Genomic DNA, 20,502 nt, shown 5'->3' with positions numbered 1-20,502 from the left:
GCTGATGGTATATATCATGAGCAATATGCTGCAAGCGCGACGGCGCCGGTCCCGGCCCGGGAGGAGGGGTGCTCGGGGTCAGGAGGTGTCGGGTTCCTGTTCTGGGAGCAGGCGGTGGATGAAATGGGCGACGAGTTCGTCGATGTCGGTCACCGGTAGGGCGCCCGGAATGAGCACCATGTGGGTGACCAGCGAGTGCAGGGCCATGTAGAGCATGGTGAGGTCGTTGGTGCCGTCCGCCCCCTGGCGGGCGGCCAGGTCGGAGAAGTCGTCGCTGATCCCGGTGCGGGTCATCTCGACCATGATCGGCTGAAGGTCGGGGCTGCGGGACGCCTCCAGCGCCAGCTCGATCGAGGCGGTCTGGAGGGTGGAGTCGGCGATGGCCTGGCGGACGCTCTGCTGGAACAACGTCGTGAGGGCCTCGCGGTCGAGCGGGGCGGCGACGGCGTCGCGGTTCCTGTCCTCACGCTGCTTGTAGCGTTTCAGGACGCGGTAGGCGAGCTGTTTGAGCAGCTCTTCGCGGTTGCGGAAGTAGTGCAGAGAGGTGCCGGTGGGGACCCCGGCCTGGGTGTCGAGTGCGCGGTAGGTGACCCCGCGGGCTCCGCGCTGGGCGAGCAGTTCGATCGCCGCGTCCAGCAGGGCCTCCCGACGCTCGGGGTTCGTGCGCACCATCGCTCCCTCTCCTGTTCCGTGCTTTCTCGATCAAGAAGGTCACTCCCGCTCGACGGGGCGCGTCCATGGCCCAGGTGGTGAGGGTGCCATGGCCGCCCGGTGAGAAGCGCCCTCTGCCCCCGGTTCTTGTCGCCCTGTGTGACGAGGACTAACTTTCAGCTAGACGAACCTCGCCGGTGCCCGGGCGTCCGGGCGCGAGCGCCCGTGAGGACGCCGCCAGGCACCTATGAGTGTCACACCGCGGGCACGCGGCAGCGGCACTTATCGCTCGGCCCGGCCCGAACGGACGCCACGGCAAGGCCGGCACCCATGCGTCGAGGCCCCGTCCACAAGAGCAGAGTTCACCGGACGAGCTCTTCTCGCGAAGGGGACCCCAATGAAACCCGGCACGGCGATATGCGCGGACCCTCGACGCGGCCCCTCACCAATGCGACTCATTTCCTGAGATAGATCACCCCGTAACCGAACGGCGAGGAATCCCTCTCACGCCGCCCCCGCACGCCGGACCGCATCCGGCGCGGCGGCGAGAACGCGCAGGGCGACCGGAACATCTTTCACAACTACTCCTCGAACTCAATCGACTACTAAAAGTTACACTGGCGAGTGAGGGGACGCACCGCACGCAACGGTGAGGCCTACCTTCCGCACACCCGTAACGGCCGCGGGTGTCGCGGGGAGGTGCGGGGTCGCCGCGTGCTTTCCGGGCTAGAGGTCGGTTAGGCGGGTGCGGGCCTTGGTCAGGTGTTCGCGGAGTTCCTCTACCGGGGTTCCGGTGCTGCCGGGGGCGGCCAGCTCGTCCGCGAGGCGGCGTTCGTGCCACTGGACGGCGCGGTTGGCGTGGCCCTCCTCCAGGGCGTGGCGGCGGACGGTGTCGGTGATCGTGCCGATCAGGGCCTCGGCGGCGGTGAGCAGGGCGCCGTGCTCGGCGGTCGTCATCGGTGCGAGGCCGGAGGTCACCTGGCGTTCGGGGTCCTCGTCGGGGACGGTGGCGACGCGGTTGCGGGTCGCGGCCCACTCGTCCAGCCGGACGAGGGTGCGGACGGACGCGTCGGCGCCGGGCGGCAGGTCGGCGGCGGGGGACTCGCCGGTCAGCCAGTGCTCGATGAGCGCCTCGTCGAGCCGCCGGTCGGCCTCGGCGTAGCGTTCGTGCGCGGTCTGCTTCGAGACGTCGCCGAGGGCCTCGCCGATGGCCGCCCACGGCGCGCCGCGCCTGCGGTCGCACAGCACCGCCAGCTCCAGGACCTGCTCGGCCTGCGCGAGGAGCCGCCGCGCCTCGTCGGTGAGGTCGCCCGGGAGCCCGTCGGACCCGGTGCGGACGAGGACGGCGGCGCGGTCGGCCAGTTGGGCGGCGGCCTCGCTCAGCGCCACCCGGATCCGGGACGCGCGGTTCAACTCCGCGGATTCGCTCATGCGTCAAGGAGATCCTGACGCGATCTTCACGTCAAGGTGTTGTCGAGATCCGGTCCGCGGCTCCGACCCAGTCGTGAACGTGCCCCCTCCGGAAGAGGAGACCGACATGACACAGGAGATCGCGCCCCGGCGCGCATGGCTCGGGCTGGCGGTGCTCGTCCTGCCGACGCTGCTGGTCGCGATGGACATCACGTCGCTGTTCCTGGCGTTGCCGCAGATCAGCGAGGATCTCGGCGCGAGCGGCACCGAGCAGTTGTGGATCACCGACGGCTACGGGTTCCTGATGGCCGGGTTCGTGATCACGATGGGGACGCTCGGTGACCGGATCGGGCGCCGCCGGCTGCTGCTGGTCGGCGGCACGGCGTTCGCGGTCCTGTCGGTGGTGTCCGCGTACGCGGTGAACCCGCAGATGCTGATCGCCGCCAGGGCGCTGCTCGGGGTCGCGGGGGCGACGCTGATGCCCTCGACGCTCGCGCTGATCACCAACATGTTCCGCGACGAGCGGCGGCGCGGCCGGGCCATCGCGATCTGGGCGACCTGCCAGTTCGCCGGGGGAGCCCTCGGGCCCGTGCTGGCGGGGCTGCTGCTGCGGTGGTTCTGGTGGGGGTCGGTGTTCCTGGTCGCGGTGCCGGTCATGGTCGGCCTGCTGGTGCTCGGGCCGGTGCTGCTGCCCGAGTTCCGCGCCCCCGCGCGCGGACGGCTCGACCTGCTCAGCGTCGGGCTGTCGCTGGCGGCGGTGCTGCCCGTCGTCTACGGGCTCAAGCGGCTCGCCGTCGACGCCTCGGCCGGGACGCCCGTTCCGGTCGCCGCGATCGTGGGCGGCGTGGTCGTGGGCGTGGTGTTCGTCCGGCGGCAGCTCACGCTGGGGGAGCCGCTGCTGGATCTGCGGTTGCTGCGGAACCGCTCGTTCGCCGCCGTCCTGGTGGGTCTGGTGTTCGCGGGGGTCGCCATGGCCGGGACGGGGCTGATGGCCACGCAGTACCTCCAGGGCGTGCTGGGGCACTCGCCGCTGGCCTCGGCGGTGCTGTTCGCGCCGATGGGCCTGGGCGTCGCGGCCGGGACGATGACCGCACCCCTGCTGGCGCGGCGGACGCGTCCGGCCTCGGCGATCGCCGCCGGGCTCTGCCTGTCGGTCGCCGGCTGCGTCCTGCTGACCCGGGTGGACGGCGCGGACGGCCTCCCGTGGCTGATCGCCGGGGTCACCGTGCTCGCGCTCGGCACCGGGCCGCTGTTCGCGCTCGGCACCGGCCTGGTCGTCGGCTCGGTGCCGCCGCGGCGCGCGGGCGCGGCGGCCGCGATGTCGGAGACCAGCAACTACTTCGGCTCCTCGCTCGGCATGGCGGCGCTCGGGGTGGTCGGCGCCGCCGTCTACCGGTCCCGGATGGCGGACGCGCCCGCCGCCGCGCGCCAGACGCTCGCGGGCGCCGACGCGGCCGCCCGCGACCTGCCGGGCGACCAGGCCGAGGCGCTGCTGCGCACCGCCCACGACGCGTTCACCGTCGGGCTGAACATCACCGGCGCCGTCTCCGCCGTGATCTTCGCGGCCCTCGCGCTCCTGATCCGGGCGACGCGCCCCACCGGGCCGTCCCATGAAGAAGCGGTGGACGCGCAGCCCGTGGCCGAACGCGCGGCCGCTTAGGGCAGCGACCTCAGCCACCGCGAAGACCGCGAAGCGATTCCGCGCCCGTACAGGATCGAAATGAACCCCCCCGGCTAGTCCCAGCGGCGGGAGCGGGAGCGCTTCACGTTGGAGCGGCGCTTCTTGTTCTCCAGGCGGCGCTCGTTGATGCCGCGCGGGATCTTCTTGGGCACGCGCTTCTTCGGCGGCGGGGCGATGGCCTCGGCGAGGATCGCGGCCAGCCGCGCGCGGGCGGCGTCGCGGTTGCGGAGCTGGGAGCGGAACTCCTCGGCGCGGATCGTGAGGACGCCGCGGACGAGGCGCCCGGCCAGCCGCTCCAGCGCGCGGGCCTTGTAGGGCTCGGGCAGGGACGAGGCGGCGACGTCGTAGGAGAGCTCGGCGGCGGTCGCGCTGGTGTTGACGTGCTGCCCGCCGGGGCCGGAGGACCGGGAGAAGCGCCAGCGCAGCTCGGACTCCGGCACGGAGACCGAGCCGCGGACGTGCAGCTCCTCGGACATGTCGTCGATTATCCCCGGACGGGCGAAGGCTTGTCGTCCGGTTTTCCTGCCGGGAATGCGAGAACGGCCGCGTGTCCCCAGGGCACGCGGCCGTTCTCGGGCCTCTCCCCGGCCCGGGAGAGGCCCTGTTGACCTGGGGCGGCCGTCCGTCCTCCCGCTCCCCCCAGAGCTTGAACGGGCGGCCGTCCCAGGTCAGGTCTGCGGACCGTCGATGATCTGCTGCACCACCTTCTTGGCGGTGTTGGAGGGGATCGCGAAGCCGACGCCGATGTTGCCGCCGCTGCCGCCGGAGGTCGCGATGGCGGTGTTGACGCCGATCACCTGCCCGGCCGCGTTGACGAGCGCGCCGCCGGAGTTGCCGGGGTTGATCGCGGCGTCGGTCTGGATCGCGTTCTCGATCACCGTCTGCTGCTGCTGGGACAGCTGCCCGCGCATGCCGGGCGGCAGGTTCTGCTCACCACCTCCGCCGCCCTCCTGGATCTGGCGGCCGAGGGCGCTGACGATGCCGGAGGTGACCGAGCCGTCCAGGCCGAGCGGGCTGCCGACGGCGAGGACCTGGTCGCCGACCGCGAGCGCCGCGCTGTCGCCGAGCGTGGCGGGCTTCAGGCCGGACAGGCCCTCGGCCTTGATCACGGCGATGTCGTTGCGGGTGTCGGCGCCCAGCACGCGCGCGGGAGCGGTGCGGCCGTCGCTGAGCTTGACCTGCGCCTGGCGGACGCCGGAGACGACGTGCGCGTTCGTCATGATCATGCCGTCCGCGCGCAGGATCACGCCGGAGCCGCCCGAGGTGCCCTGCGCGGTCTGCGCCTGGATCGACACCACGCTCGGCTGCACCGCCTTGGCGACCTGCGCGATCGTGCCCGCCTTCGTGGACGCCCCGGCGACGGCCGTGGGGCTGGAGGAGGCGGTCGTGCCGTCCGTCACGGCCATCGCCAGGGCCGCTCCGGTGCCGCCCGCGCCCACCGCGATCAGCGCGGCGGCGCCGAACGCGGCGAGCTTGCGGCGGGCCGTCCACAACCCGGGCCGCTGCGGCGCGATCGGGTCGGTGACGGTCTGGTAGGGCGGGAAGTGCGGGCCGCCCTGTGGCCCGGCCTGGTAGGGCGGGGCGGGCGGGTCGGTGTGGAAGGGCGGGTCGGTCGGGGCTGTCGGGTGGGACGGCGCTCCGGGTCCACCGGGCCGCTGCCAGGTCGGGCCGTGCGGAGCGAGGTCCGGTCGTTGCGGCTCCCAAGGCTGCCGCGGTTGGTCGGCGCTCATGTCTTCTCCCTGTCTCGTCACCCATGAGCCTGCGTCCCGGGCCTGCATCCCGCCTGGAGCCAACCTGAAAGTGTGCTGAACGGGGAGACGCCACAAAAAACCGTGGCCGAGGGGGTGTGCGGCGTGCGCCCCCTCGGCCACGGTGCCGTGACGTTGGCCAGGGCGCGTCTCCCCCGGTCCCGCCGGGATCGGGCCGCGCCCTGTGATCACTCACCCAAGCGCACCTTCCTGAAAGGAGCCTGAAGATCACCCGGGAAAAAGATCAGTCCGGATCCAGGGGGAGGACGACCCGGAACAGCGCGCCCTCGCCCGGGGTGGAGTCGGCCTCCACGAGCCCGTTGTGCGCGGCGACGAGCGCGGCGACGATGGCGAGGCCGAGGCCGGTGCCGCCGTCCTCCCGGGAGCGGGACGGGTCGGCGCGGTAGAACCGCTCGAAGACGCGCTCGGCCTGCTCGGGGGACAGCCCCGGCCCCTCGTCGGCGACCTCGACGATCGCGGCGGGCGCGCCGCGCAGCGTGCCGGGCGACAGCCGCACCTCGACCGGCGTGCCCTCGGGGGTGTGCCGGATCGCGTTGGTCAGCAGGTTGCCGAGCACCTGCCGCAGCCGCGGCTCGTCCCCGCGCACCTGGTAGGCCATGCCGCCCTCGACCGACAGCTCGACCGTCCGCGCGGGCGCGAGGACCCGCGCCTCCTGGACGGAGTCGGCGGCGACCGCGAGCAGGTCCACCGGGCGCCGCTCGATCGGGCGCTCGCGGTCGAGGCGGGCGAGCAGCAGCAGGTCCTCGACGAGCAGGCCCATCCGGGACGCGGTCTCCTCGATGCGCCCGATGAGCCGGGCGACGTCGGCCGGGTCCCGGGCGGCGCCCTGCCGGTAGAACTCGGCGAAACCGCGGATCGCGGTGAGCGGGGTGCGCAGCTCGTGGCCCGCGTCGGCGACGAACCGCCGCATGCGCTCCTCGGAGTGGCGGGCCGCGTCCTCCGACCGGCGCGCGGCGGCCTCGGACTGCGCGCGGGCGCCGAACGCCGACTCGATCTGGCTGAGCATCACGTTCAGCGAGCGGCCGAGCCGTCCCATCTCGGTGGCCGGATCGTCCTCGGGCACGCGTCTGGACAGGTCGCCGGCCGCGATCGCCCCGGCGGTCTCCTCCACCGCCCGCAGCGGGCGCAGCGAGGCCCGCACCACCCACACGCCGAGGACGACCAGCACCGCGAGCACGAGCAGCCCCACGATCACGTCGATCGCGACGAGCCGCCCGACCGTGCGCTCGATCTCGTCCATGCTGAGCCCGAGGATGATCACGCCGCCGCCCGGGATCGGCTCGGCGAGCACGCGCCACGGCGAGCCGGGGCCGCCGCCGCTCACCGTGAACGGCTCGTAGAGGTGCCGGTCGAGGTTCTTCGGGAGCCTCGGGTAGCCCTCCACGCCCCACGGGCTGTTCTGCTGGACGGGCCGTCCGGCCTCGTCGCGGATCTGCACGTTCATCTCGCTCGGGATGCGCACGTCGATCTGCGCGCGTCCGGTCTGCAACTGCGGGACGACCTGCGTCAGCGAGCGCTGCACCCAGCCCCGCAGCTGGTCGTCGGCCCGCGTCACCAGGTACTCGCGCAGGACGGACGTGCTCGCCGCGCTCATCGCGGTCATCCCGAGCGTGACGAGGACGAGCATCCCCGCCACCAGCTTCACGCGCAGCGTCGTCCGCCCCCAGAAGGAGCCGAGCCGCCAGGTGGGCCGCGCGGTGCCGGGACCGGCGGGATCGAGCGCGGGGGCCCGCGTGGCCATCAGCCCGGGGCGGGGGGCTCGCGCAGCACGTATCCCACGCCGCGCAACGTGTGGATCAGCCGCGGCTCGACGTTGTCGACCTTGCGGCGCAGCGCGGAGACGTAGGACTCGACGATCCCCGCGTCGCCCCGGAAGTCGTAGTTCCACACGTGGTCGAGGATCTGCGCCTTCGACAGCACGCGCCCCGCGTTGGCCATGAAGTAGCGCAGCAGCTTGAACTCGGTCGGCGAGAGCTGGACGGGCCGGCCGTCGCGCCAGACCTCGTGGCTGTCCTCGTCGAGCTCGACGTCGGCGAAGACCATCCGCGGCGTCGCCTCGGCCACCCCGCCGCGGAACCGGCGGAGCACGGCGCGGATGCGGGCGATGACCTCCTCCAGGCTGAACGGCTTGGTGACGTAGTCGTCGCCGCCGATCGTCAGGCCCTTGACGCGGTCCTGGACGGCGTCGCGCGCGGTGAGGAACAGCACCGGCGTGTGGTCGCCGCCCGACCGCAGCCGCCGCGCGACGTCGAACCCGTCGATGTCGGGCAGCATCACGTCCAGCACGATCAGGTCGGGGCGGTGCCGCCGGGCGGCCTGCACGGCGTCGGCGCCGTTGGTCGCGGTGACGACCTCGAAGCCGGTGAAGCGCAGGCTGCCCGAGAGCAGCTCCAGGATGTTCGGCTCGTCCTCGACGACGAGCAGCGTCGCCTCGGCCGCCCTGCCGCCGCCGTTCGCCGTCCGCTCAACCAGTGACACGTGTGGCCCCCCTCCACCAATCATGGCAGAGGGTGGCATCCGAACCTGAAAGCGACCTGAACGTCACCCGTCCGCGCGCGGAGGATCGGCGGCGGGCGCGCGGAATTCAGCGGTTGAGCGCGCGGATCGCGCGCATCGCCTCGCGGCGCGTGTCGCCGGACAGGACGTCCACGTAGACCTCGCCGTCGAGGTGGCCGCACTCGTGCTGGAGGCACCGCGCGAAGTAGCCGGTGCCCTCGACGCGGACGGGCCTGCCCTTCACGTCCACGCCCTCGACGACCGCGTGGGGGAAGCGGGGGGTCGGGAAGTTCATGCCGGGCAGCGACAGGCAGCCCTCGCGCTCGACGAGCGGCTCGCCGTCGGCGGCGACCAGCACCGGGTTGACGACGTGGCCGACGTGGCGGCGGTCGCGGTCGTCCTTGCAGTCGTAGACGAACGCGCGGAGCGGGACGCCGACCTGGTTGGCGGCCACGCCCGCGCCGTCCTCGTCGTACATGGTGATGAACATGTCGTCGACCAGGCGTTCCAGCGACTCGTCGAACCTGGTCACGGGGTCGCACCCGGTGCGCAGGACGGGGTCCCCGAGGAGCCTGATCGGACGGGGGGTCCCGCGGCGCCGTCCCCGGCGGTCGGCGTGCGCGGCGGTCTTCTTGCTCACCCCGAGATCCTACGAGACCTCGGAACCGCCGGAACGCGGCGGGCGGCGCGCCCCGGGCCGGAGGCCGGGGACGCGCCGCCCGCGTGCGTGCGGCGGAGCCGAAATCAGCCCAGGTCGGCGGGGCCGCGCGGCGACAGCGGGCCGTCGTCCTCCTGCGGGCGCGGCGGCTGCGGCGAGCGCGGGGCCTGCGGGGGCACCTGCGCGGCCGGGGCGTCGGCGGACGCCGGCTCCGGGTCGGCCTTGCTCAGCGACGGGCCGGACGGGCCGGACGGCAGCGGCGTCGCCGACGTCGACGAGGACGGCGGGGACGACGGCTTGGCGGCGACCGGCGCCGGGGCGGGCTTCGCCGGGGCGGCCGGTGCCACCGGCGTCGCGGGCGTCGCCGGGACGGCGCTCACCGGCTTCGGCGCCGAGGCGGAGTGGGACGCCGAAGGGGACGCCGGGGGCGCGGCGGCCGGCTGCTTGCGCGGCGGCGACTGCCGGACGGCGTCCTCGACCATCTTCTCCAGCGGCCCCGCCTCGTTCTCGGCGGTCAGCAGCCGGTGCAGCGTCTCGCTGATCTCGGTGAGGCGCTGGAGGGCCTGGGTGTGGTTCTTGGTGAGCGAGGTCAGCCGCTGCGTCGCGCCCTCGTTGATCACGCTGGCGCGGCGCTCGGACGCGGTGAGCGTGCGCTCGGCCTCGATCCTGGCGCTGGTCACCGTCTGCTCCGCCTCCTGCTTGGCGGCGGACAGCACGCTGTCGGACTCCTTCTTGGCCGAGGCGAGCACGTTCTCGGCCTTCTCCTGGGCCTGGGCCAGGTTCTTCTCGGCGTGCGAGCGCGCGTCGTCGATGATGCGCTTGGACTCGCGCTCGGCGTCCTCGCGGATCTCCGCGCCCGCCGCCTCGGCCTCGGCGACCTTGTCGCTGGCCTCGTCCTCGGCGAGGTTGATGATCTGGCGGAGCCGGTCGCTCAGGTCGTCCCCGGTCGGCTTGCGGGCCTCCCGGACCTCGGCCATCTCGCGGCGGATGCGCTCGGCGTCGTCCTGGGCGCGGGCGAGCCGGGCCTCCAGTTCGCGGTGCTTCTGCTGCGCGCGGGCGATGTAGTCGTCGACCTGGCGGCGGTTGTAGCCGCGCATGACGATCTCGAAGGACTCTTCTTGGAGGAGGTTCGGCAGGATTTCGGCTTCGTTGCTCATGGTGCCTTGGGGGGTCGTTGGCGGGGGTCATCACCCCGTCAGGGTCGGATGCGATCCTCACCCGCCTGTGAGCGGGCCCACATTAGAAACGTCAGGACGACTCTTGTCCGGTCCACCCCATTCGCGCAACCGGAACGCGCTTCTCGCTGCGGTTTCTTCATCGGTTTCTTCATCCGGCTGGTCCGACAAACTATCCAAAGTCAGGAAAATTCGCGCTATCCGGGCGGCTGTGTCGCGGAGTCCGGCCCACCCGAACCTCGCCCGAACCCCACCCGAACCCCACCCGCCCGGACCCGGCGGGCGGGGGCGTCCCGGTGCCGTCCTAGCATCGGCGCATGAACTACGTGGGTGCGTTGGGCGAGGACCGGCCGAAGATCCATCCGGAGGCGTGGGTGGCGCCCGGCGCGGTCGTGGTGGGCCGCGTGAGCCTGGGCCGCGCGTCCAGCGTCTGGTACGGCTCGGTGCTGCGCGGCGAGGACGAGGAGGTCGTCGTCGGCGAGGAGTGCAACATCCAGGACCTGTGCTGCCTGCACTGCGACCCGGGGATGCCCGCCGTCCTGGAGGACCGGGTCAGCCTCGGCCACAAGGCGATGGTGCACGGCGCGCACGTCGAGACCGGCTCGCTGATCGGCATCGGCGCGATCGTGCTGAACGGCGCGCGGATCGGCGCGGGCACGCTGGTCGCGGCGGGCGCGCTGGTGCCGCCGGGCAAGAAGATCCCCTCCGGGGTGCTCGTCGCCGGGACGCCCGCGAAGATCGTCCGGGAGCTGCGGGACGGCGACCGGCTCGTCCTGGAGCAGACCCCGCCGATCTACACGGCGAAGGCGGCGCGGCACCGCGCGGCCGACTGGGAGTAGTGTGCCGGGGGCCGGCGCTGTCCGGCTCCGGCGAATGCTGAGCCTGTGACCTGCGGGGACGCGGGTTCGCCGCTGTCGGCGGATCCCCTGCCGCAATCGGCTGACTACCATGACGTGCGTGGTGTGGGGACCGGGCTATGGCAGCGCTCCGCCGCCCAGCCCCCAGATGGGGCAGGATCCGTTCGCGGAGGCAGAGCGCGACACGAGGGCGATGGTGTCCGCGGCGTGGTGGCCGTCGGCGCCTCCTCAGCAGCGCCAGCACGCCATCGGCGGACGCGTGCTCGTCCTCCCCGACGGCACCTGGTGGCTGTTCGGAGCGTGGGCGCGCTGGTACCGGCTGCACCCCTCCGACGGCCAGTGGTACCTGTGCCCGCCGCCGCGCACGCCCGCGGTCCGCATGGCCGCCCGTCCCGGGCAGGGGGTCGCGCAGGTCCCGAACCTGCCGCCGCACGTGGTCCCGGCCGGGCCCGACTTCTCCTTCGCGCCGCCCGCCGGGCTGCCGTTCTTCGGGCACGGGTTCGCGACGGAGTTGACCGCGCGCGTCCGCGCGACGGTGGAGTCGGCCGCCGCGCTGGCCGCGCCCGAGTATCCGCACTGGTGGTCGCAGTTCACGCCGGAGACGCCGTCCACCGTGGCGGTCGCGTGGGGCGTGATGCTGTGGTGCGCGTCCGCGCCCGCCTTCGACGCGCGGCTGGACGCGCAGATGCTCGACCTCTGGAAGCCCTACCGCGCCAAGCCCCTCCCGGACGTCGACGGCCCGCGCTGGCTCACCCCGCCCGCGCTGGAGACGCTCGTCGGGCTCTACTCCGAGCGCCTGCGCGCGAGCCGGGTGGACGCGGCGGTGGTCGTCCTGCGGACGATGTGGGCGGTCGCGAGCGCGCTCCGCGACGACCCCCGCTTCCAGACCCGCGCGGACGCGCTGCTCGCCATCCTCGGGACGACGCTGAGCAACCCGACCGTCGACTACGGGGCGCTCCCGTACGGAGACCAGGCCCTCGTCCAGCAGTGGCTGACGCGGTGCCCGCCCAACCTGGTGCCCGCGCTGCGGAACGAGAGCTCCCCCGGAGACAACTTCCGGCACGCCTTCTACACGCTGAGCGAGGCCATCGCCGACCTGTCCGGTGACCCCGCCGACCCCGCGTACGTGGAACCGCGCCTGGTCGCCGCCGCGCTGCTGGCCGCCGACCTGGAGGTCGTCCGCAAGGACATGGCGGGCTCCATCGTCCCCTGGCTCGACCCGGAGATCCGCTACACCGTGCAGGCGGTCTCCGAGCAGAAGGGGCACCCGCTGCGCCGCCTGTGGCCCGTCGACATGCGGCTGCCCGAGCCGCTGCGGTCCGCCGCCGGGTCCGGGCCCGGCGCGGAGACGCTGCTGGCCGCGATGTACGAGGTGGACCTCGCCTGGTGCCGCCTCGGCGGCATGCCCGCGCGGCCGCGCGGATTCCCCGTCCCGACGGCGATCGTCGCGGGCATCATCGGACGCAACCGCGCCCGCGCCACGGCCGCGTCCCCGACGCAGGCGCCGGCCACGCCCCCGCCCAGCCCGGCGCCCTCGCAGCCGTCGCCGTTCGGCATGCAGAGCCAACCCGGGCTCGCGCCCGGCGCGTCCCCGCAGCCTCCCGGCGTGCCCGCGCAGCCCGACCGCCCGTTCGTCCAGCCGCCCGCGCAGCCGGGATGGGAGAACGCCCCCGGGCCCATGGCGCACGGCGGGCAGCAGGCCGCGTTCGCTCCGCCTGACCCGATGGCGGCCTCGCCCATGCCCGGGGAGGAGGAGCAGGACGAGGCGAGCGTCGCGCCGCCCTACACCGAACTCGGCTTCCAGCGCCCCGGCGCGCCTGCCGCGCCCATGCCGAACCAGGTACCGAATCCCATGCCGGGCGCACCGATGCCGGGGGCGCAGGCCGCCTTCGGCATGCCCGGGGCACCCGTGCCGGGGCAGAACCAGGTCCAGCCTCCGGCGCCCTACAACGCGCCCGAGCCGCCGCGGCCGTCGTACGCGCCGCCCCCCGAGCCGCCGCAGAACCTCTACCAGCCGCCGGAGCAGGAGCCCGACCACCCAGAGGAGAACTTCGCGCCGCCCTACACGCAGCTGGGCTACCAGCGGCCGGGCGAGGGGCCGCCCGCGCAGGGCCTTCCTCCGGGCGCGAACGTCCCGGCGGCCGCGATGGCGAGCCCGCCGCCGCCCCAGCCTCAGCGACAACCCCGACCTCCGCAGCCGCAGGCGCAGCCTCAGGGGACGTTCGACCCGTACGCCACCCGCCTGGAGGGCCCCGCCCCCCAGCCCGCCCAGGCAGGGCCGCCCGCCGGCCCGCCCGGCACGCGCGTGCTCGGCCCCACCGACCTGGGGGGCGGGCAGGGCGGCGACCCGGACGGCGGGCAGGGCGGCGGGCAGGGCGGCGAGGCCCCCGGTGTCGGCCCGGGGACGCGCGTCATGTCCGAGACGATGGTCGGCGACTTCGGCTTCCTGGACGACACGCCCTCACCGGAGCGGCCCGTCCACGAGATCCCGCCGCCGGAGGACCGCGGCCGGCGCCGCACGCTGGAGCGGTTCGGGATCGGCTACGTCTCCGGCGAGCACGACGCGGCCAAGCTCCTGGACGACCTGCGCGCGCAGGTCGAGGAGTGGAACGCGCCGTCCGACTCGGGCGCCGAGCGGACGCGGGTGGACGGCGCGCCCAGCTCGATCCGGCCCGGGGTCCCCGGCGTGCTGCTGGTCGGGCAGCCCCACTCGGGGCAGCGCCGGCTGGCCCGGATGATCGCGCTGATGCTCGCCGACGCGGGCGTCGGCGACGGGGCGATCCGCGCGCACGACGCCGAGGACGTCCGCGACGCCCCGGCCGAGCGGATGGCGCGCCTGCTCACGCAGCCGGGCCCGGCGATCCTGTTCGAGCGGCTGGACGTGGCGATCACCTCGGCGCTCGACCCCGCGGCCGTCGTCGGCGCGGTCCGCAGGGCCCGCCGCGACCCGGTCAACGCGACCCCGGTGATCGCGACGTGCGAGCCGCGCGCCTACAAGCGGCTCGTCCAGGACCATCCCAAGCTGGTGCAGGTGTTCCGCGTCCACCGGATGCCCGACCTCGGCGACCTCGACAACCGCATGACGCTGCTGCACCTGCTCGCCGAGGAGCGCCGCGTCACGATCGGGGCGTCCGCGCTGGAGGTCGCCCGCGAGGACCTGGAGCGCCTGCGCGGCCCCGGCGACCTCGTCAACGCCCGCCTCGTGGAGACCTACCTCGACCAGGCGTGCCAGCGGCACCTGGAGCGCGCCGGGGCCTCCCGCGACCGGCTCGTGCTGACCCCCGACGACCTCGCGGGCGTCGCCGAGGGCATCGAGCCCGCGCTGCGCCCGCCCGGCGACATCGGCGGCTACCTGCGCCGCCTCGACCAGCTCATGGGGCTGGACGCGGTGAAGGAGACCGTCCGCGAACTGGCCGAGGAGGCGGGGCTCGCGGCCGACCGGGCGCGCTACGGCGTGACCTCCGAGACCGGCCGGCACCTGATCTTCACCGGCCCGGCCGGGACGGGCAAGACGACGGTCGCGGGCCTGGTCGGCGGCATCTACGCGGCGCTCGGGCTGCTGGAGGCCGGGCACGTGGTGGCGTGCCGTCCCGTCCACCTGGCCGGACGCGACCAGGTCGACACCGAGAACCGGGTCGCGAGCATGATCGAGCAGGCGCTCGGCGGCGTGCTGCTGATCCAGGAGGCGCACCGGCTCGACCGGAGCCCGGCCGTGGTGAGCGAGCTGCGGCGGGCCATGCACGACCGCGGCGGACGGTTCGTCGTGATCTGTTCGAGCCAGGGACCGGAGATGGAGGGGTTCCTCGCGGGCAACCCCGGGTTCCGGGGCGAGTTCGGACGCGTCGTCGAGTTCACCGGAATGGCCGACAGGGAACTGGTGCAGCTCTTTCAGAACTATGCGGAACGCGACCTCTACATGCTCGACGAGGAACTGCGCGTCGAACTGCTGAACCGCTTCGCGCGGCTGCGCGAGGACCCGGCGTTCGCCTACGCGCGCACCGTCCGCGCGCTGTTCGAGCAGACGGTCGCGCGGCAGGCCGCGCGGCTCGCGGGCGCCGACGTCAACGCCGCGACCGTCGCCCGCCTCACCCCGCGCGACCTGCCCGAGTCGGCGCTGGAGCAGATGCTCGGCGACTTCCGTCCAGGCGGCTGACCTGGGATTTTGCCCCTCCGTCGCAGGTCGGCGGCCCGGCCCCGCGGGAGGGCGATCATGCCCGCGTGTCCTTTCATGGCCGGGACTTTCGCATCATTCCCGGCCCACCCGGGAAGACCAGCAAGGAGAGTGGCCCCCGAATGGCCCTCTTGGGTCATGTGCCCGTCGGGGCGGGACGCGTAGCCTCGAACCCGGGTGTGGGGGGAACGAACGGAGGTGGACGCGGTGCGCCAATACCTCGACCTGCGCGTCCACGACCGTGTTGCGCTGGACGAGATCGAACTCTATGCCGAGATGCTCAGCGCCGTGGCGGCGGCCAAGGAGCCGCTGTCCGTCGCGGAGATCGACATGGTGCTCGGAGTACGGTCCGACGAATCCGGTCGTCGCGAGCTGACGCCGCAAGACTAGCCATGGGACTAGCAACGGGCTAGCCCCCCGGCCGACGCCGCGCAGGCAGCAGGCAGCGAGAGCACCGGGGACGCCGAATTACGGGCGTCCCCGGTTCGCGTTAGGGCCCACCCCTCAGCCCGCTTTTCGGAAAGTCCGACATCGGCCTCGACCGCTTCCGCAACGTTCGGTTGGCCCGTTCCACGGCGCGTGGAAAGGCGGCCGCGGCCCGCCACCCCACCACCGGCCCGGCCGCGTTCGGTCCCGCGCGCCCCGGCTCCGGGGCCATTGCCACGCACAGTGATCATCCGATCGGGGGTCCCCGGCCCGGTGAAACGGAGGCCGCCACCCCCGCGACCTCGGACGGGACGCCGCCCCCGCGCCACCGCCCGCCGGGCTGTTAGTAATCTCACTCGCCATCGCGGTCACTCTCCGTGGCATGCCCACGCGGCCGCCGGATCCCCGCCATCGCCGCAGATAGGGGGCCCTCTCACAGGTATGTACCTGGTGATCTAGGGCAATCTTGTAGGTGAGAGGATGGAGGACACCGGCCGAAGCTGGGGCAAAGGTTCTTTTTACGGCTGGTTGCGCCTACGATCCTCTGCGGACTGTTCCGGCACATCAGGAGAACGACGTGCGCTTGCGTCTCACGCCGCGTGAGGACAGCTTCTACGACATGTTCGCCGACTCGGCGAACAACCTGGTCACCGGCGCCAGGCTGCTCGTGGAGCTCATCAGCGACGGCGCCGACCGGCCCGCGATCGCCGAGAAGATGCGCGCCTGCGAGCACGCGGGCGACGAATGCACTCATGCGATCATGCGGCGGCTGAACGAAACGTTCATCACGCCGTTCGACCGGGAGGACATCTACCGGCTGGCCTCGACGATCGACGACGTGATGGACGAGATGGAGGAGGCGGCCGACCTCGTCGTTCTCTACAAGATCGAGGAGTTTCCGAAGGGCATCGTCCACATGGTGGAGGTGCTGGAGCGCGCGGCCGAACTCACCGCCGAGGCGATGCCGAGGCTGCGGTCGATGAAGGAGCTCAACGAGTACTGGATCGAGATCAACCGCCTGGAGAACCAGGGCGACCAGGTGTACCGCAAGCTGCTGGCGCACCTGTTCAGCGGCGAGTACGACACCCTCACCGTGCTGAAGATGAAGCAGGTCATCGACCGGTTGGAGGAGGCGGCCGACGCCTTCGAGCACGTCGCCAACACGGTCGAGACCATCGCGGTCAAGGAATCATGAGCACGCCGGGGGACGGCTCGACGCTCGTGCGGGAGCCGTCGGCCGGGGAGGGCGCCACGCTCGGCGAGCAGGCCACCCGGCGGGTCTCCGGCCGCGCCTGGCTGCTGCTGCTCGCGGGCGTCGCGCTGGTCACGGCCGCGGGGGCGGTCGGGCTGCGCTCGGACGCGCAGGCGGCGGTGCTCGTCCTGGTCGTCGTGGTCTCCCTCGTCTTCGACTACACCAACGGCTTCCACGACGCCGCCAACGCGATCGCCACCGCCGTCTCCACCCGCGCGCTGACCCCGCGGGTCGCGCTGCTGATGGCCGCGGTGATGAACATGCTGGGCGCGCTGCTCGGCGTGGAGGTCGCCAAGACGATCAGCGAGGTCATCACCCCGCCGGACGACCTGCACGGCCTCACGGTCATCGCGGCCGGCGTGCTCGGCGCGATCACCTGGAACCTGATCACCTGGTACTTCGGGCTGCCGTCCTCGTCCTCGCACGCGCTGATCGGCGGGGTCGTCGGGGCGGGCATCGCCTCCGCCTCGACGGTGAACTGGTCGAGCGTCGTCGACAAGGTCGCGATCCCGATGGTGGTGTCGCCGGTCGTCGGCTTCCTGCTCGCCTACCTGGTGATGATCGCGATCCTGTGGATCTTCCGGCACGCGCACCCGGGACGGGTCGGCCGCCGCTTCCGCATCGCGCAGACGCTGTCGGCGGCGTCCCTCGCGCTCGGGCACGGCCTCCAGGACGCGCAGAAGACCATGGGCATCATCGTGCTCGCCCTGGTCGTCACCGACCACTCCGACGGGAACTCGGTCCCGACCTGGGTGATCGTGTCGTGCGCCGGCGCGCTGTCGCTCGGCACCTACGCGGGCGGCTGGCGGATCATGCGGACGCTCGGCCGCAAGGTCATCGAGGTGGATCCGCCGAAGGGCTTCGCCGCGGAAGCGACCGCCTCCGTCGTCCTGTACGTGACCGCGTATTTCTGGCACGCTCCAATCTCGACCACCCACACGATCACCTCGGCCATCATGGGCGCCGGCGCGACCAAGCGGCTGTCGGCGGTGCGGTGGGGCATGGCGGGCAACATCGTCCTCGCCTGGGTCCTCACGATGCCCGCGGCCGCCGCCGTCGCCGCCCTCGTCTACGGCATCGTCCACTTCTTCGGCGCCTGACCCCTGGTGGCCCGCCGCCCCCCACGGGGAACGGCGGGCCCACCCGGGTCGCCTACTTCCCGGAGATGCGGTTCAGGGGCGGGGGCGCGATGGTGCCCTGGGCGCCCAGGTAGGAGACGAGGCCGTCCAGGTCGATCGGGCCGAGGACCTGGTCCTTGCCCTGGGTGAAGACGCTGAAGCCGTCGCCGCCGCCGAGCAGGAAGTTGTTCGCCGACACCTTGTAGGCGGCGGCCGGGTCGACCGGCTTCCCGTCGATCGTGATGGCCGAGACGCGGTCGCCGATCGGCTTCGAGCGGTCGATCGTGAAGTGCAGGCCGGACGAGGGCTGGAGGATCTTCTCGGTCGTGGGCGTCCACTGCTGCTCCAGCAGCGCGTCGAGCTGCGCGCCGGTCAGCGAGGTCTGGCCCATCACGTTGCTGAACGGCTGGACGGCGAACGCCTCCCCGTAGGTCACGACGCCGTCGCCCTCCGAGCCGCTCGCCTTGTAGGTGAGGTCGGTCCGGACGCCTCCGGGGTTCATCAGCGCGACCTGGGCGCCCTTGTCCTTCATCGAGGCGAGCTGCGCGTCGGCGACGACGTCGCCGAGGGCGGTCTCACCGGCGGGGGAGGGGGCGCGGGTCAGGTCGGCGGTGATCTTGCCGATCGGCTTGTTCGCGATCGCGGAGACGCGGTCCTTCCAAGTCTGGACGAACCTCACCGTCGCCGGGTCCTCCGGGACGTCCCGCGTCACCACGTGGTTGTCGCCCCTGAGCGAGGAGCGGACGATGTCGCCCGTCCGCTTGTTCACCTGGAAGTCGACCTGCGTGATCACCCGTCCGAACGAGGAGCCGGAGGAGTACAGCCGGGGCTGACCCTTCGGGTCCGGGACCGAGCACACGTACTGCTGGTGGGTGTGGCCGGACAGCACGACGTCGATCTCGGGGTCGGCGTCGCGCGCGATGCGGGTGCCGGCGCCGGGGACGACGCCGCACTCGTCCGGCCGCGAACCCGATTTGACCTGGTCGCCCTCGTGCACGAGCAGCACGATCGCCCGGACGCCGCGCCGCTTCAGCTCGCGCGCCGACCGGTCGGCCGCCGCGACCTCGTCGTCGAACCGCAGGCCCTTGATGCCGTCGGCGGTGACGATGGACGGGGTGGTCTTGGTGACGACGCCGATGAAGCCGACCTTCACGCCGTTGACCCGGCGGATCGTCCAGGGCTTCAGGACGGGCTTGTTCCGCTTCTCCAGGATCACGTTGGCGGCGAGGTAGTCGTACTCCGCGCCGCGCCAGCGCCCGGCGGGCGAGCACCCGTCGGTGGGGTGGCAGCCGCCGTCCTGGATGCGCTGGAGCTCCTGGTAGCCCTCGTCGAACTCGTGGTTGCCGACGGCGGAGGCCGTCACGCCGACGTCCCCGAGGAACCGCACCGAGGGCTCGTCGTGGTAGGCGGCGGAGATCAGCGGCGACGCGCCGATCAGGTCGCCCTGCGCGACCGTCAGCGTGTGCCGGTCGGCCAGGCGCTTGAGGTGGGTCGCCACGTAGGTGGCGCCACCCGCTGGAACGGCGTTGCCGTTCTCGTCGATCGCGGTGCCCGAGCTTCCGGTCGGCGCCTCCAGGTTGCCGTGGAAGTCGTTCAGCGAGAGCAGCCGCACTGCCGCGGTGGGCGCGGGCCGCGCGGCGGCCGGCTGCGCCGCCACCGCGACGACCGTCACGGTGGCGGCGGCGCAGGCCAGGATGGTGCGTCGTCGAGTCATTTTCCGCACGCTAGGACGGCCCGGCATACGCGCCCCGGCGACCCAATGACAGTTTTGTGACGTTTTCATCAGGATCAGGCGGACGGTCCGCCCCCGCCGGACGCCTAGGCTGGTGGCCGTGAACGAGACCGACGGCGTGCTCGCCGCAGCCAGGGCCGCGGCCGGCGCCGACGGCGTCGCCCCGCTGTCGGAGCACGCGCTGCTCGCGGTGCGCGCCGGGCGTCCCGGCCTGGTCGTGGCCGAGGGCGGCGCCGTCGTCGGCTACGGCCGCCTCGACCCGGCGACCGGCGACGAGCCCGCGTCGGCGGAGCTGTTCGTCCATCCCGACCACCGGCGCCGGGGGCACGGGCGCGGGCTGCTGCGCGCGCTCCGCGAGCGGGCCGGCGGGCCCCTGCGCGTCTGGGCGCACGGTGACCTGCCCGCCGCCGCCGCGCTGGCGTCCGCCGAGGGCATGGCCCGCGCGCGGGCCCTGTTCCAGATGCGCCGCCCCGCCGGGGGACCGCTTCCCGAGCCCCGGGTCGCGGACGGCGTCACCCTCCGCACCTTCCGGCCCGGCCAGGACGAGGACGCCTGGCTCCGGGTGAACGCCCGCGCGTTCGCGTCCCACCCCGAACAGGGCGCCTGGACGATCGACGACCTCCGCGAGCGCGAGTCCGAGCCGTGGTTCGACCCGGCCGGATTCTTCCTCGCCGAGCGCGACGGCGACCTCGTCGGCTTCCACTGGACGAAGGTGCAGCCGGACGGCCTCGGCGAGGTCTACGTCGTGGGCGTCGACCCGTCCGCGCAGGGGCTCGGGCTGGGCCGCGCCCTCACGCTCACCGGCCTGCACCATCTGCGCGCCCAAGGTCTGCCCCGCTTCATGCTCTATGTGGACGAGTCGAACACCGCCGCCGTCCGCATGTACGAGTCGCTGGGCTTCACGCCCCACACCGTCGATGTCATGTACGCCTGACCTGATCACACCGGCCTGACCGCGGTCAAGGACGCCTGACAGGGCTCCGCCCGGCGGCGGCCGCCGTTCCGACGCAGGTCAGACTCCTGCTTGCGGAACGATCGTCGGGCGCGTGCGCGTTCCCCACGACGGCGGCCAGTCAAACCTGGTTTGCCGAATCCGGGCGACCCTT

General features: G+C 73.2%; 16 protein-coding genes. 7 read left to right on the top strand and 9 right to left on the bottom strand.

What is annotated here, in order from left to right; genetic code table 11:
* Positions 1-78 precede the first annotated feature (78 nt).
* Positions 79-672, bottom strand: a complete 594-nt coding sequence (locus GNZ18_RS00260) for a TetR/AcrR family transcriptional regulator (protein ID WP_156214044.1) — start codon at positions 670-672, stop codon at positions 79-81.
* A 705-nt stretch (positions 673-1,377) separates the two neighbouring features.
* Positions 1,378-2,082, bottom strand: coding sequence for a hypothetical protein (locus tag GNZ18_RS00255; RefSeq protein ID WP_156214043.1), 705 nt, complete (start codon positions 2,080-2,082; stop codon positions 1,378-1,380).
* A 106-nt stretch (positions 2,083-2,188) separates the two neighbouring features.
* Between GNZ18_RS00255 and GNZ18_RS00250 the strand changes: the two genes are divergently transcribed.
* Positions 2,189-3,721: an MFS transporter gene (locus GNZ18_RS00250; protein ID WP_156214042.1), complete on the top strand. Its 1,533-nt coding sequence runs from the start codon at positions 2,189-2,191 to the stop codon at positions 3,719-3,721.
* A 74-nt stretch (positions 3,722-3,795) separates the two neighbouring features.
* On the opposite strand, the gene arfB is transcribed toward GNZ18_RS00250, so the two are convergent.
* The 6 genes from arfB to GNZ18_RS00220 form a co-directional block, all read right to left on the bottom strand.
* Positions 3,796-4,218 carry an alternative ribosome rescue aminoacyl-tRNA hydrolase ArfB gene (gene arfB, locus GNZ18_RS00245; RefSeq protein ID WP_156214041.1) on the bottom strand — a complete coding sequence of 141 codons (423 nt, stop codon included), beginning with the start codon at positions 4,216-4,218 and terminating at the stop codon, positions 3,796-3,798.
* Between the two features lie 192 nt (positions 4,219-4,410).
* Positions 4,411-5,472, bottom strand: a complete 1,062-nt coding sequence (locus GNZ18_RS00240) for a S1C family serine protease (protein WP_156214040.1) — start codon at positions 5,470-5,472, stop codon at positions 4,411-4,413.
* Between the two features lie 262 nt (positions 5,473-5,734).
* Complete coding sequence (locus tag GNZ18_RS00235; RefSeq protein WP_156214039.1) at positions 5,735-7,252, bottom strand: sensor histidine kinase; 1,518 nt, start codon at positions 7,250-7,252, stop codon at positions 5,735-5,737.
* Entirely contained in the window at positions 7,252-7,989 is a 738-nt protein-coding gene (locus GNZ18_RS00230; RefSeq protein ID WP_374225426.1) for a response regulator transcription factor, read from the bottom strand. Before GNZ18_RS00230 ends, GNZ18_RS00235 begins: the two co-directional genes overlap by 1 nt.
* Before the next feature lie 106 nt (positions 7,990-8,095).
* Entirely contained in the window at positions 8,096-8,647 is a 552-nt protein-coding gene (def, locus tag GNZ18_RS00225; RefSeq protein ID WP_242891186.1) for a peptide deformylase, read from the bottom strand.
* 104 nt (positions 8,648-8,751) lie between these two features.
* Entirely contained in the window at positions 8,752-9,822 is a 1,071-nt protein-coding gene (locus GNZ18_RS00220) for a DivIVA domain-containing protein (RefSeq protein ID WP_156214038.1), read from the bottom strand.
* A 335-nt stretch (positions 9,823-10,157) separates the two neighbouring features.
* On the opposite strand from GNZ18_RS00220, the gene GNZ18_RS00215 reads away from it, so the two are divergent.
* The 5 genes from GNZ18_RS00215 to GNZ18_RS00195 all read left to right on the top strand — a co-directional run bounded on the left by GNZ18_RS00215 (position 10,158) and on the right by GNZ18_RS00195 (position 17,646).
* Positions 10,158-10,679 carry a gamma carbonic anhydrase family protein gene (locus GNZ18_RS00215; protein ID WP_156214037.1) on the top strand — a complete coding sequence of 174 codons (522 nt, stop codon included), beginning with the start codon at positions 10,158-10,160 and terminating at the stop codon, positions 10,677-10,679.
* A gap of 118 nt (positions 10,680-10,797) precedes the next feature.
* Entirely contained in the window at positions 10,798-14,850 is a 4,053-nt protein-coding gene (locus tag GNZ18_RS43490; RefSeq protein WP_156214036.1) for an AAA family ATPase, read from the top strand.
* A gap of 216 nt (positions 14,851-15,066) precedes the next feature.
* Positions 15,067-15,258 carry a hypothetical protein gene (locus tag GNZ18_RS00205; RefSeq protein ID WP_156214035.1) on the top strand — a complete coding sequence of 64 codons (192 nt, stop codon included), beginning with the start codon at positions 15,067-15,069 and terminating at the stop codon, positions 15,256-15,258.
* A gap of 613 nt (positions 15,259-15,871) precedes the next feature.
* On the top strand, positions 15,872-16,489 hold the full coding sequence (locus GNZ18_RS00200) for a DUF47 domain-containing protein (RefSeq protein WP_214616445.1): 618 nt from the start codon (positions 15,872-15,874) through the stop codon (positions 16,487-16,489).
* A complete protein-coding gene (locus GNZ18_RS00195; RefSeq protein ID WP_156214034.1) occupies positions 16,486-17,646 on the top strand; it encodes an inorganic phosphate transporter in 1,161 nt (386 codons plus the stop codon). The genes GNZ18_RS00200 and GNZ18_RS00195 overlap by 4 nt, the downstream gene beginning before the upstream one ends.
* A 52-nt stretch (positions 17,647-17,698) precedes the next feature.
* Here the strand turns inward: GNZ18_RS00195 and GNZ18_RS00190 are convergent, their stop codons facing one another.
* Positions 17,699-19,378 carry a bifunctional metallophosphatase/5'-nucleotidase gene (locus tag GNZ18_RS00190; RefSeq protein WP_156214033.1) on the bottom strand — a complete coding sequence of 560 codons (1,680 nt, stop codon included), beginning with the start codon at positions 19,376-19,378 and terminating at the stop codon, positions 17,699-17,701.
* A gap of 109 nt (positions 19,379-19,487) precedes the next feature.
* Here GNZ18_RS00190 and mshD point away from each other — a divergent pair, with 109 nt between their 5' ends.
* Positions 19,488-20,330 carry a mycothiol synthase gene (mshD, locus tag GNZ18_RS00185; protein ID WP_156214032.1) on the top strand — a complete coding sequence of 281 codons (843 nt, stop codon included), beginning with the start codon at positions 19,488-19,490 and terminating at the stop codon, positions 20,328-20,330.
* The last annotated feature ends 172 nt before the right edge of the window (positions 20,331-20,502 follow it).

Source organism: Actinomadura litoris (genome assembly GCF_009733595.1).
Lineage (GTDB): Bacteria > Actinomycetota > Actinomycetes > Streptosporangiales > Streptosporangiaceae > Spirillospora > Spirillospora litoris.
The sequence above is the reverse complement of the archived record's forward strand: the minus strand, read 5'-3'. Positions and strand labels throughout refer to the sequence as shown.

Coding starts and splice junctions, on each gene's coding strand:
- arfB (WP_156214041.1), bottom strand. CDS start 4,218: ATGTCCGAGGAGCTGCACGTCCGCGGCTCGGTCTCCGTGCCGGAGTCC.
- GNZ18_RS00215 (WP_156214037.1), top strand. CDS start 10,158: ATGAACTACGTGGGTGCGTTGGGCGAGGACCGGCCGAAGATCCATCCG.
- GNZ18_RS00250 (WP_156214042.1), top strand. CDS start 2,189: ATGACACAGGAGATCGCGCCCCGGCGCGCATGGCTCGGGCTGGCGGTG.
- GNZ18_RS00240 (WP_156214040.1), bottom strand. CDS start 5,472: ATGAGCGCCGACCAACCGCGGCAGCCTTGGGAGCCGCAACGACCGGAC.
- GNZ18_RS00255 (WP_156214043.1), bottom strand. CDS start 2,082: ATGAGCGAATCCGCGGAGTTGAACCGCGCGTCCCGGATCCGGGTGGCG.
- GNZ18_RS00190 (WP_156214033.1), bottom strand. CDS start 19,378: ATGACTCGACGACGCACCATCCTGGCCTGCGCCGCCGCCACCGTGACG.
- GNZ18_RS00235 (WP_156214039.1), bottom strand. CDS start 7,252: ATGGCCACGCGGGCCCCCGCGCTCGATCCCGCCGGTCCCGGCACCGCG.
- GNZ18_RS00195 (WP_156214034.1), top strand. CDS start 16,486: ATGAGCACGCCGGGGGACGGCTCGACGCTCGTGCGGGAGCCGTCGGCC.
- GNZ18_RS00220 (WP_156214038.1), bottom strand. CDS start 9,822: ATGAGCAACGAAGCCGAAATCCTGCCGAACCTCCTCCAAGAAGAGTCC.
- GNZ18_RS00260 (WP_156214044.1), bottom strand. CDS start 672: ATGGTGCGCACGAACCCCGAGCGTCGGGAGGCCCTGCTGGACGCGGCG.